The following is a 13,778-nucleotide window of genomic DNA, read 5'->3' as shown; positions in this document are numbered from 1 at the left end:
ATGCTGACATGAGTAACGATAAAGTGGGTGAAAAACCCACTCGCCGGAAGTCTAAGGTTTCCTGCACGACGTTAATCGGAGCAGGGTGAGTCGGCCCCTAAGGTGAGGCAGAAATGCGTAGCTGATGGGAACCAGGTTAATATTCCTGGACTTTTTGTAAGTGGTGAAGCGGGGACGAAGAAGGCTAGGTGAGCCGGGCGATGGTTGTCCTGGTACTTGCATGTAGGCTGAGGGGTTAGGCAAATCCGGCCCCTTGTTAAGGCTGAGGTGCGAAGTGGTTCTGACACTACGGTGTGCGGAGAAGTCATTGATGCCAAGCTTCCAGGAAAAGCCGCTAGCCATAACTTACAGAGAACCGTACCGCAAACCGACACAGGTGGACAAGTAGAGAATACTAAGGCGCTTGAGAGAACTCGGGTGAAGGAACTAGGCAAAATGGTACCGTAACTTCGGGAGAAGGTACGCCCTTTTTGGTGAATTGACATGCTTAATGAGCTGAAGAGGGCCGCAGAGACCAGGTGGCTGCGACTGTTTATTAAAAACACAGCACTCTGCAAATTCGTAAGAAGACGTATAGGGTGTGACGCCTGCCCGGTGCCGGAAGGTTAATTGATGGGGTTATCTTCGGAGAAGCTCTTGATCGAAGCCCCGGTAAACGGCGGCCGTAACTATAACGGTCCTAAGGTAGCGAAATTCCTTGTCGGGTAAGTTCCGACCTGCACGAATGGCGTAACGATGGCCACACTGTCTCCACCCGAGACTCAGTGAAATTGAAATCGCTGTGAAGATGCAGTGTACCCGCGGCTAGACGGAAAGACCCCGTGAACCTTTACTATAGTTTTGCACTGGACTTTGATGATGACTGTGTAGGATAGGTGGGAGGCTATGAAGTGCGGACGCCAGTTCGCATGGAGCCGCCGTTGAAATACCACCCTGTTATTATTGAGGTTCTAACTTGGGCCAGTAATCCTGGCTGAGGACAGTGTATGATGGGTAGTTTGACTGGGGCGGTCTCCTCCCAAAGAGTAACGGAGGAGCACAAAGGTACCCTCGGTACGGTCGGACATCGTACCAAGAGTGTAAAGGCAAAAGGGTGCTTGACTGCGAGAGTGACGGCTCGAGCAGGAACGAAAGTTGGTCTTAGTGATCCGGTGGTTCTGAATGGAAGGGCCATCGCTCAACGGATAAAAGGTACTCCGGGGATAACAGGCTGATACCGCCCAAGAGTTCATATCGACGGCGGTGTTTGGCACCTCGATGTCGGCTCATCACATCCTGGGGCTGAAGCAGGTCCCAAGGGTATGGCTGTTCGCCATTTAAAGTGGTACGCGAGCTGGGTTTAGAACGTCGTGAGACAGTTCGGTCCCTATCTGCCGTGGGCGTAGGAAAATTGAGAGGAGCTGCTCCTAGTACGAGAGGACCGGAGTGGACGAACCTCTGGTGTACCGGTTGTGACGCCAGTTGCATTGCCGGGTAGCTAAGTTCGGACGGGATAACCGCTGAAAGCATCTAAGCGGGAAGCCTCCCTCAAGATGAGTTTTCCCATGAAGCCCGTTGAAGACTACGACGTTGATAGGCGAGGTGTGGAAGCACAGTAATGTGTGTAGCTAACTCGTACTAATTGGCTGATTGTCTTGACCATATAACCTGAACTGCCTTTAGGTTATGAGTGAAGAAGCAAGGCAATATTGAATGACAGGGCAATGTAAATTGCTCAGACAAATGAATACAGAGTTTGTGTTAACCTCTATCCACTTTACCAAGCTGATTGGTTAATAGCCCAATCGGTAAACCAGGTTTCCTGGCGACTATAGCGGTTTGGAACCACCTGATCCCATCTCGAACTCAGAAGTGAAACATACCTGCGCCAATGATAGTGTGGGGCTTCCCCATGTGAAAGTAGGTCATCGCCAGGGTTTTATTCTAAAAAGCGGCCTTCGTGCCGCTTTTTTTATTTATTGTGTCTTTAAATGCTTAAACCACAATTCAACCAACGCACAGAATTGGGGCTGCTGCCTTATTTAGCATATTGCGATGTAATTTTGAGAAAATTATCGTAGCGCTTTTGTGCTAACTTACCTCCATCTAAAGCTGCAATAATTGCGCACCCAGGGCTATCCCGGTGATTGCAATTACGGAACTTACACTGTGAAACTAGTGGCCTGAATTCACGATAGCCTTGTACGATTTCGGAAATAGGCATATGCCACAAACCAAATTCACGTACACCGGGAGAGTCAATCAGATTTCCGCCGGAAGGTAAATGATAGAGGCGCGAGTTACTTGTGGTGTGGCATCCCAATTCTGAACCTGTCGATATTTCTGCTGTTTGAATATCCACCTCGGGAAGCAGCTTTGAAATGAGTGATGATTTTCCAACACCTGATTGGCCTACGAATACAGAAGTTTGTTGATCGAGCGATTGCTTGAGTAAATCGTATCCTGAATTGTTGTGGCTCGAAGTAAATATAATAGGATAACCAAGTGGTTTATAAAGCTTTAAGAGCTCTTCTTGTAGATTAACACAAGGAATATCTACTTTGTTTAAAACGATGCACAGGTTTAATCCAAGATGTTCTGCCATCACAAGATAGCTATCGAGTAGTGGCCAAGTTAAATCTGGCTTTGGCGCAACAACAACAATCACTTGAGTAATGTTTGCAGCGATGGGTTTAAGTTCGCCCCGCTTGTCGGGACGGCTTAAGACTGACTCACGTGGAAACCGACTGACGACAACACCTCCTTTGCTTTCGGCTTGCCAGATAACCTGATCGCCTGCAACTAAAGAGTCAAGATTTGGGCGAATAGAGCAATGCACGCAGTTTCCCTGAGGGTCTTCAACAATCGCATGGCGACTAAAGCGAGTAAGAACTAAACCTTCTACAGTGGGAAAAGTTTCATTCGCTTCGTTTTTCTGGCGGTATCTTGCTTGTATTTTTTGGATACGTGCTGACTGTTGTTTGTTAATTCGTCTTTTACTCATGGTTTAAACATAGTCTATAATTGACAGCATTATAAATGATATGAATCTAAATTAGCTGGGAAATTGTAAAATTAAGTCACTTAGTTCCTGTCTTTAAGGCAAATAATAGTAAATGAAAGTATATCTAGTAGGAGGGGCGGTTCGCGATCAGTTATTGGGATATCCGGTAAGGGAGCGTGATTGGGTTGTTGTTGGTGGGACTCCGCAACAGATGCGGCAGCAAGGCTATCAACAAGTTGGACGCGATTTCCCTGTCTTCTTGCATCCCATAACTCGAGAGGAATACGCTTTAGCCAGGACTGAGAGAAAATCGGGTCAGGGCTACTATGGTTTTGACTGCAACTATAATCAGAATGTAACCTTAGAAGAGGACTTATTACGCCGGGATTTAACCATTAATGCAATGGCTCAAGATGAAAACGGCAAACTTGTTGATCCTTACCGTGGGCAAGCGGATTTGGAGGCAAAGCTCCTGCGTCATGTATCTCCCGCTTTTGCGGAAGATCCGGTTCGTGTACTTCGTGTCGCTCGATTTGCCGCGCGTTATCATCATTTGGGTTTTAAATTGGCTGATGAGACACGCGCTCTTATGTATGCTATGGTCAAGCGTGGTGAGTTGAAGTATTTGGTTGCTGAACGGGTATGGCAAGAATGGCAACGAAGCCTAGAAGAAATTAATCCCGAAGTTTTTATTAAGATCTTAAGAGAATGCGGGGCGCTCGAAGTTGTTTTGCCCGAAATTGAGGCCTTATTTGGTGTCCCCAATCCTAAAAAATATCATCCTGAAGTGGATAGTGGCGTCCATTCGTTAATGAGCCTACAAGCAGCAGCTGAATTGTCAGAAGATCCCACAGTACGATTTGCAGCATTAGTGCACGATTTAGGTAAAGCAAAAACACCCATGAATGAGTGGCCAAAGCACCATGAACATGAAGAGCGTGGTGCAGAAATAATCGAATCCTTATGCGAGCGTTTGCGTATTCCGGCTGACTACCGTAAATTAGCAGTCTTGGTGGCCAGGCTTCATTTGAACATTCATCGTTTATTTGAGCTACAACCAAAAACCATAGTTAATATTATCGAGCAAACCGATGCTTTCCGTCGCCCGCAGCGCTTTGAGAACCTATTGATCGCTTGTGAATCCGATGCTAGAGGTTGCGGAAATAGTAAAATTGACTATAAACAAGGCCCAATTTGGCGTTATGTTTTTACAGAGTGTGCTAAAGTAACCGCTCAACATTTAATAGAGCAAGGCTTCCATGGGCAAGCAATTAAAGAAGCACTTCATCAACGACGTGTAGCTTGCGCTCATCTTATCTCGAATTCTTGGAAAAAGCATGAAAGACAATAACAATTTAATCTGGATTGATTTGGAAATGACAGGTCTTGAGCCTGAAAAAGATCATATCATTGAAATTGCGACCATAGTCACTGATGCACAGTTAAACATTTTGGCTGAAGGACCAGTGCTGGCTATTCATCAAACGGAAGCGTTGCTTGCAGAAATGGATGAATGGAATACTAAACAGCATAATCAGTCTGGGTTAGTGAAGCGGGTTTTGGCGTCAACAGTAACAGAAGCTCAAGCAGAACTTCAAACCATTGATTTCCTCAAAAACTATGTGGATAAAGGGAAATCGCCGATGTGTGGCAACAGCATTTGTCAGGATAGACGTTTTTTGTATAAGTACATGCCCGAATTAGCGTCTTATTTTCATTATCGAAACTTAGACGTCAGTACTTTGAAGGAGTTGGTGAAGCGCTGGAAACCAAAATTGCTAAGCGGTGTCATTAAAGAATCAAAGCATTTAGCATTGAATGACATTAAAGACTCAATTGCTGAACTTGCTTATTATCGTCAACATTTTATTAATTTAGTGGATAGTGATCATGATTGAACGCGAGCAACTTATTCTACCAAATGGGGCTGACAAACTATTATTACATTCCTGCTGCGCTCCTTGCTCAGGTGAAGTAATGGAGGCGTTGCTTTATTCAAAAATCAATTTTTCTATTTTTTTCTATAATCCAAATATACATCCTGTACAAGAGTATGAAATCAGAAAAAACGAAAATATAGTTTTTGCAAAAAAGCATAATATTCCTTTTATCGACGCGGATTACGATAAAGACAATTGGTTTACACGCGTTAAAGGTTTGGAATGGGAGCCAGAACGCGGAAAACGCTGCACTGCATGCTTCGATATGCGCTTTGAACGGACAGCGCTTTATGCTTATGAGCATGGTTTTTCAGTAATAAGCAGCTCTCTTGGAATTTCGCGTTGGAAGGATATGAATCAAATTAATGAAGCTGGAGTACGCGCTGCCAGTCGATATCCTAATATGAAATATTGGACTTACAATTGGCGTAAGAACGGTGGTGCAGCAAGGATGTATGAAATCGCTAAGCGCGAAAATTTTTATAAACAAGAGTATTGCGGCTGCGTTTATTCTCTTAGGGATACCAATACTTGGCGGAAGAAAAATGAACGTGAACGAATTAAAATCGGTGTGAATTATTACGGCAACGAGCAAGAAAAATCCGACGCCCAAGATAACTGAAGGGGAGATAAGCTATGATTTATCACGAATATGAGGATAAAGAGCATGCCCATAGTCATACTCACTCCCATAATCACCATCATGGTCCTGCCCAATTTAATCGGGCCTTTTTGATAGCGATCATAGCAAATGGTTTCTTTGTCGTTTTTCAGATTATTTATGCTTATATTGCTAATTCAACCAGCTTGTTAGCGGATGCTATTCATAATTTAGGTGATGTTTTAAGCTTAATTCTTGCCTGGATTGCCAATAATTTATTAAATCGGATGCCTACTCACCGAACGACTTATGGTATGAAAAAAACATCCATTTTAGCAGCTTTGGCAAATGGTATTTTGTTAGTTTTTACCTGCGGTATTATTGCCAGCGAAGCAGTGTATAAATTATTTTCGCCTTCAGAAGTTCAGGCTGTTTCGGTGATGGTTGTGGCTACCCTTGGTATTGTGATTAACGGTGCTACTGCTGCTTTATTCTTACGAGGCTCTGATGATTTAAATATTCGCGCGGCTTTTCTTCATTTATTGTACGATGCAATCATTTCTGTCGGTGTCGTCGTGTCAGCAGCCCTTCTTTATTGGACACATTGGCTGTGGATAGATCCTGTGGTGGGGTTGCTCATTGCTTTTTTAATTATTAAAGGTACTTGGAGCCTTTTTGCCGATAGCTTTCGCCTCATTATTGATGCTGTTCCTCGAAGCATATCCTGGAATGAGGTTCGTGAATTCCTACAAGCTGAACCCGGAGTGAAAGAAGTGCATGATCTGCATATTTGGGCGATGAGTACTCAAGAAAATGCCCTTTCAGTGCACCTCTATATGCCTGATACTCCTTTAAGCGACGAAGCTCGGCAATCCTTAGTTAGACTTTTGCGTGAGAAACATAATATACACCATGCGACTATCCAGGTTGAGCGCAATTTAACTTTCTGTGATGACGCTTGTACTCCAATGCTTAGTTAATGCGAAGCTTTTTTCCTCGGACAGCTACTATTTGCTGGGGCTGACTTAGCTATTTTCATCATTCTATAGAAAAGGATCACTGTAAATTTTTGATGAAGGAATGCCAGCAAGAAAAGCTTTTGTTTTTAATTTATTGGTAGTCTCTTTTGGCCCGCAAACATATAGCTGAATATTAGTTTTGTCATCTAGGTAGTTCAATATGTGGTGATTAATATCGGCTTCAGGATATCGTCCATCACTTCTTAGAACGCAGGGGGCATACTTAAAGTTTGAATAAAACGATGCCAAAGTTTCAAGTTCTTCGCAATAGTAAATGTCATTATCGATGCAACCTCCATGGATTAATATGACTTTTCCTTGATGTTGTTTGGCAATAGCACTTTTAGCAATTGCCACCAGAGGAGCAAGTCCGGTGCCTGTTCCAGCGAGTAGAATGTCAAAGGCTTTTTTTTCTGGATTAACATAATAGCACTTTCCGAAAGGCCCCCGAATATGAATAGCGGTATCCACAGTGGCTTTTTCCCGAAACCACTGACTCATTACGCCACTATTTTGTAATTTGATATGTAATTCAATATACCCTTCCTTATCAGGTATATTGGCGATGGAGTAACTTCGGCAGATGGATTCAGTATTAATGAAATTAAGGTATTGTCCTGGTATCCAGCGATCAAGATGTTCCGTTAATAGCTTAACTTTGATGACATTGTAAGTCATAGGTGTTATTTCGATAATGATTGCTTCTTGATCACATTCTGATTTGTCGGGCGATTTGAGATTAAAGTCGGTCAAAGGTTTTGCCTGGCAGGCGAGAAAGTACCCTTGAGATTTGAGGGTGTCGGGCAACCCTTCTTGCCATTTAGGGTCAATGGGACTATCACTTGCTTTAATTAGGCAGGCCTGACAAACTCCTGAGCGGCAGGAATGAGGGTAATCAATCCCGTTACGTATCAAGCATTCCAGGATTGATTCACCTTCATTAGAAGTACAAACATGGTGGTTAAAACTAAGCTTTGGCATGATACTACCTGTCTAATACATCTGAGCGGACACTATTAGCAATCGCGGCAACTTCTTTAATATCATCCTCACTCGCCCCCAATTCTCTTAAGGTATCGCCTAAATGGGCAATCACAATATCTACATGGGAATCATTTAGTCCGCGTTTGAGTAAATGACGGTGGCCTGCACGCATATCTTTTCCTTGATAGTGGTTAGGGCCGCCAAAAACCATAGTTAAAAATCTTTTTTGCTTCAGGATCTGTTGTTCCATGTCAATATCGTCGAAGAAATAATTCACACGTTCATCCATTAACATTTTGCGGTAGAAAATATCAACCGCAGTATTAACGGCATTTTGGCCACCCAATCGCTCGAATAAGGAACTAGACATGGTATACTCCTAAAGATGTATTTGAAATACATCTTATAAAAAGAAATAATACACGTCAAGTTAAAAACAATAGAGGTAATGATGCAATTAACTCAATTTACGGATTATTCATTAAGAGCTTTGATTTATATCTCACTTAGAAACGAACTATGCACAATAAGTGATATTGCTAACGCTTATCGTATTTCATCGAATCATTTGGTCAAAATTATTCATAACTTATCTAAAATGGGCATCATCAAGACTGTTAGAGGTAAAAGCGGAGGAATTACCATGGCATTAAATCCATCGAGTATTAATCTGGGTGAACTGATTTTACAGCTTGAGCCTAATTTTGATTTGGTGCCCTGTTTTAATCAGGAAAAGGCAAATTGTTGTATTGCCCCAGTCTGTCGATTAAAGCGCATTTTGTTTGAGGCTAGAAAAGTTTTTATGGCAGTTCTGAAAGAATATACTTTGGCGGATATTCTGCATAATAGAGGGGAATTAAATCAATTGCTCAATATTGATGATCTTGTATGAGGGACATTTTCCACTTAAACATCAAAAAAAGCTTAGGCTATTCTTTAAATGCTGGCCATTTGGGCCAACTTTCTAGAACTGCCTTCAAAACTTTTGCGTTATTATGTTGCTCATCCTTTGCAGCATAAAATAAAGTGATTTCTGAGTTTTTTGCTTTTTCTAAGATGCTTGTAATTAATTCAGGTTTATTTTTCAGTTCATCGATATACCGATTAGCGAATTCAATCCACTTTTCAGGTTGATGGTTAAACCAAGTTCGCAAAGCTGCGCTTGGTGCTATATCCTTTAACCATAAATCAAAAGGAATTGCTTCTTTCTTAAGTCCTCGCGGCCATAGCCGGTCTACCAAAATCCACAGGCCATTTTTAGAGGAGGAGGGGGCTTCATAGACCCTATAGATGTTTATTTTATTCATTGGATATCCCTTCCTAAAGGACTTGACAAGATTATAGAATTTTCTGAGCTAAAAGTATGCCAAACATTCCTTGTATAGGCTTACCATATTCGTCTAACTTATGAAGCAACCCGGGTTTTTCACGGTATTCAAGTACAGACCAACCACTATCCTGGTAAAAATGATAGAGCTCGTCTTTTTCAGCCAGGAAAGTGAATGCTTTGGGATATGAAAATGGTGCTGCTTTAATTGGAAAAACGAGGAAATGCATCCCATTTTTGATTGTTAGTCCTTGCAATTCAGTGAGTAACGGGTTGATTCTTTGTTTGTTTAAAAATTGAAGTACTACAGTTGAGTAAATAAACTGAAATTGCTTACCAATCAATGGAAGTGGTTGATTTAGATCGTGAACCAACGTCTCTATATTAGACAATTGTTCTTGTTGAGCAATATCCCTGATATTTTGAATAAAAGTTGTATTGAAATCGATGCCTGTAACTTGATGTTTTGCCAAAGCGAAGAACAAAGGGTTTCGGCCTGAGCCGCATCCGACATCCAAGATGGATAAATTTTCCTGATCTTTAAGATAATTTTGATAAACTTGCCATAAATCATGATGAATTTGTCCAAGTCCATGTTTTTTTTCAAAGTAGCGATGAGGTTGGCAATAAAAGCGAAGCGTCACTTTAAAATTCGCAGTGATTGGAACAATTTTATGCCAAGATGCTGGAGGTATCCAAAATGTAGGAGCACTCTGATTCAGTCTATGACGCCGCAATTCGTTGAGATTGCCATCTAAAAAAACAAAATCTATTTCTCCCTCGACTAACTTAAGACAGCCCCAGGTTCCCTCTTTAGTGCTGTGCTTGTTAATAAAAAATTTAAGCTTATTTTGATCATCAAGTGATATTTCTTTATACGGCAGTAAGTTATTACAAAATTGTTCGTGAAGATTCATAATTTTTATCGTTGGTTATTGGTGAACTGCAAGCGCTAATCCCTGTCGATAGGCAGTACAAGCGCCACCCTGATCATTAAGACGTTCGAGCAATTTGCCTAATTCCTCATAAGCCTCCGGGGTGGCTGCTAAGCTAATGCTATTTTCAAAATGACTTTTTGCTTTACCCCATAGGTTGCTATTTAAGCACAGGCGTCCTAGGCAGAGATGTAATTCAGCTGAGTGGGGTTGTTTTTTAAGCAAGGATTCAGCGAATGTAAGTTGTTTATCGTTCCCTTTGACTTGACCGTATAGGTTAATCAAATTCTCGCTAAATTGTCGACGCAGGCACTGACGCAGAATTGATTCTGCTTTTTGATTTTCATTACAAGTCAGCAGAAAACGACAGTATTCAGCCATCAGTTCTGGATCCTGAGACAGGTTTTTAGGTAAATGCTCAATTAGCTTTGTCAAAGCTTCTCGTTGGGAATATTTAGTTAAATCTGAAATGGCTTGCAGATAGGTTTGATGTTGTAATCGCTCAAAGGCAGCGCCTGTAACGACTTGATGCTTTTTTAATTCGGGGAGAAGTTCGATGAGTTGTGACCAATCTTTTACTTCGATGTAAAGACGCATAAGTAATTTGAGTACATAGGGATGACGTGGTGCTAAATCCTGTAAATGCCGTAAAGTAGCCAAGGCTTGCTCCCATTGTTGATTTGCAAGTTGGAGTTGTGCTTGTGTTAACTCGACCGCTATTTTGGCATTTGGCATTGATTGTTGTGCCTCGCGCAGATAGTTATCGCGCAGTTTACTATCGCCCATTTCTTGGGCTGCTCTGGCCGCGGTTAAATAATTCAGTAGGGGACTGTCTGTATCAGGTAACGCTTTGATTAAATGGTTTTTAGCTTGGGACCAATATCCTTCGCTGAATTCAATTAAACCTTGCTGAGTTTTTGCTTGCGCCTTCAGGATTCGGCGTTTATTTTGCCAATCACGAAAACTGGTAGGGCTTCGACTTAGTTTTCTGAGCAATAAAAAAATACAATGAAACAAGAGAAAAAAGATGATTAACGCTATAACAGCGAACCAGAGGGTAGTTTCAATGCTCCAATGATTTATAGAGACAAGTACATAGCCAGGATCATGGCTGAGTTGAATCCCGAGATAGACAGAAATAAGCAAGACAATAAAAAATATTAATAAACGAATCATTGTGTCTTAGCTCCTTCCTTAGTCGCAGAGACGTCCGTCTTCTGCATATTTTTGGACTCAATGAGTTGATTGAGAAGATTGAGGGATTGGTTAATGGTCGGTGTAATCGTTTCTAGCTTTTCTTGCTGTAAATTCTGCAGTTGCTGGACTAAAGCTTGTGTTGCAACTGCATTTTCGTCAAAAGTGCGGTTTATTTCTCTCAGCGCTTGAGCTAGGGATAGCCGAAATATTTTAGGATTATTTTGCAAAAGCGCCCATTGGGCCTCTTGTAAGTTAAAACGAATGCTATCTCGCAGCAAGCTTTGGTGGAGGGGGGAAAGCAAGGGTTGAATGTCTTCATCGTTATGACGTACCACAATTAGTTTTTCTAAAATACTCATGCTCTCTTGCAATTTTTGACGCCAGGGAGAAGTGCTCTCGTCGCCCTGTTTTACTTGCGTGCTGTTAAAAGGCTTCTTAATAGGCAAATTTGTAACCGCATTTTCAGCCGCGTCAAGTTGGCTTAAGAGGCCTGCAGTATCGATTTTGGGAAGAGCTTGCAGTTGTATGATTTCTTGGGCAATGGCTTGCCTTATTGTAAATAACTGTTGATCAGGAATGTTATGGAGCAAAGCGTCTGCTTGTTGCAGGAGGGCAATAGTTGTCTCCTGATCACTGCTCCAGTGGGCATTGATTTGGGCTAGCTCTAGATAATAACGTGCTTTTAATAAAAGCCAGTCTTGCTTTTGATAAAGGTGCTGTTGCATGGCAGATTGGAGATCTTTATTCATCGTTTGCAACTGATTTTGCACAGTGTTGTGCAGCTGGCTGGCAGTTAACTTGAGGGTTTCAAGGTCATTTTGGGCGTCAGATTGCTGTTGTTTTAACTGCTCGACAATGTGATTAACAGCTTGTCCTTGTTGTTCATTTAGCTCAATTGATCGTTGGTTTGCGTGGATGGCATAAATGGCGACAATAAGTGCAATGATAGCAATGACTGCCGCTAGTGCCGATACCCAATTGAACGAACTACTAGCGGGATTAAGATTTTTATTTACAGATTTAGTTGACTGAGGAAGTTTGTCAGCCGGTTTGGAAGATGATTTATTCTGCGCTTCATTGCTATTGGCCATCAATTAATCCTTGGTTGAATTCGTGCAGTTTATTTAATATTGTTTCGGGACTACTTATTATAATTGTTTGCATGCCCAATAAGGCTGCTTCTTTTGCCAAGCGTTCGCTAATAACAATACAGGGAATACTACGAAGCCAGGCTTGTTTATCATCGCCGAACAAGAGAAAGGTGTTGTTTATCGCTTGTTGGCTTGTGAACAGTATAATATCCACAGCCCTATTGTGCCACAAAGAATGAATTTGTTCCGAATTGGCTATGGGCATCAGCCGTTTATAAACGTTAAAAATAAGCAGGTTAGCACCGCGAGCAATTAACGTGTCAGCGATAAGAGGCCTGCCATCTTCACCTTTGAACAGTAAAATTGTTTCATGCTTAATCTGTTGCAACACGCCTAATTCTAGCAAATGCTCACTATTTGCGATTTGGGGAACAAAGCTAACTTCAATTTGGTGTTGTTGTAGAGCCATTGCAGTTGCTTGGCCAACGGCAATGACCTGAATCGTAGGGGGCCATAAGAGCTGGGTTTTTTCTAGTGCAGTGAAGCAATACTCTACTGCGTTACCGCTAATAAAAATGGCTTTATCAACCTGATGTAAATCAGGTAACGTCTTTAGCCAACTGATATCAGTTGGCTCGATTGACAATGCCGGGCAATCAATAGCAATACCTCCTGCTGCATTGATTGCCTGGCTCAAACTTTTACCCTGTGTGAGCGGACGTGTATTTAGTACGCGTAATCCTTTAAGTGAATTCATGATGGCGTAGTTAATATTGCGTTTGCTCCTTTAGCCAGTAAGGCATTTGCACAGGCTTCTGCTAGGGCTGTGGCTTGTGATTTAAGCCCAGTCCGTCTATCGCTAATGACAGTTTTACCATCGGGTGTGAGCACTTTGGCTCGAAGCAGTAATTGTTCTTTTGTTGAACCTGTGCAATACACAGCGAGAGGGACATGGCAATTTCCGCCGAGCAAGGCATTTACTCGACGCTCTGTGCTTACACATAAAGCAGAAAGAGGATCATTTAAAGGCGCTAATAATTTTTGGATTTCTAAGTCATCCACGCGGCATTCAATACCCAATGCACCTTGTCCACAGGCCGGTAGCATGGCATCTTCGTTTAAAATTTCACTGACGAAATTGTCCAAGCCCATCCGTTCAAGTCCTGCGACAGCAAGAACAATAGCATCATATTCATTTGATTGTAGTTTGTCTAAGCGTGTGTTGATGTTGCCACGCAATGGTTTAATTTCTAAATCAGGTCGTACTGCTAAAAGTTGGGATTGGCGTCGAAGACTCGTTGTGCCAACGACACTTCCTTTCGGAAGCTCGCTGAGTCTTAAATGATTTTTGCCAATTAAGGCATCCAGTGGATTGTGTCGGGTACAGATAGTGGTAAGTGCTAAACCATCAGGAAAAATAGCAGGAACATCTTTCATTGAATGAACAGCAATATCCGCTTGATGTCCTAAAAGGGCTTCCTCCAATTCTTTCACAAATAACCCCTTACCGCCTGCTGCTAGCAGCTTATCTTTAAGGAATTTATCTCCTGAAGTGACCATAGGTACTAGCTCGATTTGAATAGCGGGCCAGTGCTGGCGAATGTTCTCGCCAACGTAGTTGGCTTGCCATAAGGCAAGAGGACTTTTTCGGGTTGCTATACGTATGATTTTAATAGCCATGATTTACTCTTATGAGTAACA

At 42.1% G+C, this 13,778-nt stretch carries 14 protein-coding genes and 2 rRNA genes (1 of these 16 only partly in view); 7 read left to right on the top strand and 9 right to left on the bottom strand.

Translation table 11 applies throughout. The annotated features are described in order from the left end of the window. Positions 1-1,642, top strand: a 23S ribosomal RNA gene (locus LMI_RS13350); it begins 1,255 nt to the left of the window's first position. Between the two features lie 158 nt (positions 1,643-1,800). Next, a 5S ribosomal RNA gene (gene rrf / locus LMI_RS13345) occupies positions 1,801-1,916 on the top strand. A 101-nt stretch (positions 1,917-2,017) separates the two neighbouring features. Here the strand turns inward: rrf and rsgA are convergent. Further along, positions 2,018-2,983: a small ribosomal subunit biogenesis GTPase RsgA gene (gene rsgA, locus LMI_RS13340; protein ID WP_045100231.1), complete on the bottom strand. Its 966-nt coding sequence runs from the start codon at positions 2,981-2,983 to the stop codon at positions 2,018-2,020. Positions 2,984-3,095: 112 nt separating this feature from the next. On the opposite strand from rsgA, the gene LMI_RS13335 reads away from it, so the two are divergent. Genes LMI_RS13335 through LMI_RS13320 form a run of 4 tightly spaced genes read left to right on the top strand, consistent with a single transcriptional unit; the run spans position 3,096 to position 6,504 of the window. Next, entirely contained in the window at positions 3,096-4,334 is a 1,239-nt protein-coding gene (locus LMI_RS13335; RefSeq protein WP_045100230.1) for a multifunctional CCA addition/repair protein, read from the top strand. After that, on the top strand, positions 4,321-4,881 hold the full coding sequence (orn, locus tag LMI_RS13330; RefSeq protein WP_045100229.1) for an oligoribonuclease: 561 nt from the start codon (positions 4,321-4,323) through the stop codon (positions 4,879-4,881). Before LMI_RS13335 ends, orn begins: the two co-directional genes overlap by 14 nt. Continuing rightward, positions 4,874-5,545, top strand: coding sequence for an epoxyqueuosine reductase QueH (locus LMI_RS13325; protein ID WP_045100228.1), 672 nt, complete (start codon positions 4,874-4,876; stop codon positions 5,543-5,545). Before orn ends, LMI_RS13325 begins: the two co-directional genes overlap by 8 nt. A gap of 14 nt (positions 5,546-5,559) precedes the next feature. Continuing rightward, positions 5,560-6,504, top strand: coding sequence for a cation diffusion facilitator family transporter (locus tag LMI_RS13320; protein ID WP_045100227.1), 945 nt, complete (start codon positions 5,560-5,562; stop codon positions 6,502-6,504). Positions 6,505-6,567: 63 nt separating this feature from the next. On the opposite strand, the gene LMI_RS13315 is transcribed toward LMI_RS13320, so the two are convergent. Together LMI_RS13315 and LMI_RS13310 are read right to left on the bottom strand one after the other, a co-directional pair. Further along, positions 6,568-7,524 carry an FAD-binding oxidoreductase gene (locus tag LMI_RS13315; protein ID WP_045100226.1) on the bottom strand — a complete coding sequence of 319 codons (957 nt, stop codon included), beginning with the start codon at positions 7,522-7,524 and terminating at the stop codon, positions 6,568-6,570. Between the two features lie 4 nt (positions 7,525-7,528). After that, positions 7,529-7,897 (bottom strand): group I truncated hemoglobin, encoded by a 369-nt coding sequence (locus LMI_RS13310; RefSeq protein WP_045100225.1) that lies wholly within the window; start codon positions 7,895-7,897, stop codon positions 7,529-7,531. Positions 7,898-7,978: 81 nt separating this feature from the next. Here LMI_RS13310 and LMI_RS13305 point away from each other — a divergent pair, with 81 nt between their 5' ends. Next, the gene (locus LMI_RS13305; protein WP_045100224.1) at positions 7,979-8,419 is read left to right on the top strand and encodes an Rrf2 family transcriptional regulator; all 441 of its coding nucleotides are present in this window, start codon (positions 7,979-7,981) and stop codon (positions 8,417-8,419) included. A gap of 37 nt (positions 8,420-8,456) precedes the next feature. Here the strand turns inward: LMI_RS13305 and LMI_RS13300 are convergent, their stop codons facing one another. From LMI_RS13300 to hemC, 6 genes are read right to left on the bottom strand one after another with little or no spacing between them, the layout of a single operon-like run. Then, complete coding sequence (locus tag LMI_RS13300) at positions 8,457-8,834, bottom strand: DUF488 domain-containing protein (protein WP_045100223.1); 378 nt, start codon at positions 8,832-8,834, stop codon at positions 8,457-8,459. A gap of 31 nt (positions 8,835-8,865) precedes the next feature. Further along, a complete protein-coding gene (locus LMI_RS13295) occupies positions 8,866-9,771 on the bottom strand; it encodes a methyltransferase domain-containing protein (protein WP_045100222.1) in 906 nt (301 codons plus the stop codon). A gap of 15 nt (positions 9,772-9,786) precedes the next feature. Then, a complete protein-coding gene (locus LMI_RS13290) occupies positions 9,787-10,965 on the bottom strand; it encodes a heme biosynthesis protein HemY (RefSeq protein ID WP_045100221.1) in 1,179 nt (392 codons plus the stop codon). Next, complete coding sequence (locus tag LMI_RS13285) at positions 10,962-12,077, bottom strand: uroporphyrinogen-III C-methyltransferase (protein ID WP_045100220.1); 1,116 nt, start codon at positions 12,075-12,077, stop codon at positions 10,962-10,964. The genes LMI_RS13290 and LMI_RS13285 overlap by 4 nt, the downstream gene beginning before the upstream one ends. After that, entirely contained in the window at positions 12,067-12,834 is a 768-nt protein-coding gene (locus LMI_RS13280; RefSeq protein ID WP_045100219.1) for a uroporphyrinogen-III synthase, read from the bottom strand. Before LMI_RS13280 ends, LMI_RS13285 begins: the two co-directional genes overlap by 11 nt. Beyond that, the gene (gene hemC / locus LMI_RS13275; RefSeq protein WP_045100218.1) at positions 12,831-13,757 is read right to left on the bottom strand and encodes a hydroxymethylbilane synthase; all 927 of its coding nucleotides are present in this window, start codon (positions 13,755-13,757) and stop codon (positions 12,831-12,833) included. Before hemC ends, LMI_RS13280 begins: the two co-directional genes overlap by 4 nt. Positions 13,758-13,778 lie beyond the last annotated feature (21 nt).

This window comes from Legionella micdadei (assembly GCF_000953635.1).
In the GTDB taxonomy this organism is placed as follows: domain Bacteria; phylum Pseudomonadota; class Gammaproteobacteria; order Legionellales; family Legionellaceae; genus Tatlockia; species Tatlockia micdadei.
The sequence above is the reverse complement of the archived record's forward strand: the minus strand, read 5'-3'. Positions and strand labels throughout refer to the sequence as shown.

What these genes read in the sequence shown, in the direction of transcription:
- rsgA (WP_045100231.1), bottom strand. Translation starts at nt 2,983, where the DNA reads ATGAGTAAAAGACGAATTAACAAACAACAGTCAGCACGTATCCAAAAA.
- LMI_RS13335 (WP_045100230.1), top strand. Translation starts at nt 3,096, where the DNA reads ATGAAAGTATATCTAGTAGGAGGGGCGGTTCGCGATCAGTTATTGGGA.
- orn (WP_045100229.1), top strand. Translation starts at nt 4,321, where the DNA reads ATGAAAGACAATAACAATTTAATCTGGATTGATTTGGAAATGACAGGT.
- LMI_RS13325 (WP_045100228.1), top strand. Translation starts at nt 4,874, where the DNA reads ATGATTGAACGCGAGCAACTTATTCTACCAAATGGGGCTGACAAACTA.
- LMI_RS13320 (WP_045100227.1), top strand. Translation starts at nt 5,560, where the DNA reads ATGATTTATCACGAATATGAGGATAAAGAGCATGCCCATAGTCATACT.
- LMI_RS13315 (WP_045100226.1), bottom strand. Translation starts at nt 7,524, where the DNA reads ATGCCAAAGCTTAGTTTTAACCACCATGTTTGTACTTCTAATGAAGGT.
- LMI_RS13310 (WP_045100225.1), bottom strand. Translation starts at nt 7,897, where the DNA reads ATGTCTAGTTCCTTATTCGAGCGATTGGGTGGCCAAAATGCCGTTAAT.
- LMI_RS13305 (WP_045100224.1), top strand. Translation starts at nt 7,979, where the DNA reads ATGCAATTAACTCAATTTACGGATTATTCATTAAGAGCTTTGATTTAT.
- LMI_RS13300 (WP_045100223.1), bottom strand. Translation starts at nt 8,834, where the DNA reads ATGAATAAAATAAACATCTATAGGGTCTATGAAGCCCCCTCCTCCTCT.
- LMI_RS13295 (WP_045100222.1), bottom strand. Translation starts at nt 9,771, where the DNA reads ATGAATCTTCACGAACAATTTTGTAATAACTTACTGCCGTATAAAGAA.
- LMI_RS13290 (WP_045100221.1), bottom strand. Translation starts at nt 10,965, where the DNA reads ATGATTCGTTTATTAATATTTTTTATTGTCTTGCTTATTTCTGTCTAT.
- LMI_RS13285 (WP_045100220.1), bottom strand. Translation starts at nt 12,077, where the DNA reads ATGGCCAATAGCAATGAAGCGCAGAATAAATCATCTTCCAAACCGGCT.
- LMI_RS13280 (WP_045100219.1), bottom strand. Translation starts at nt 12,834, where the DNA reads ATGAATTCACTTAAAGGATTACGCGTACTAAATACACGTCCGCTCACA.
- hemC (WP_045100218.1), bottom strand. Translation starts at nt 13,757, where the DNA reads ATGGCTATTAAAATCATACGTATAGCAACCCGAAAAAGTCCTCTTGCC.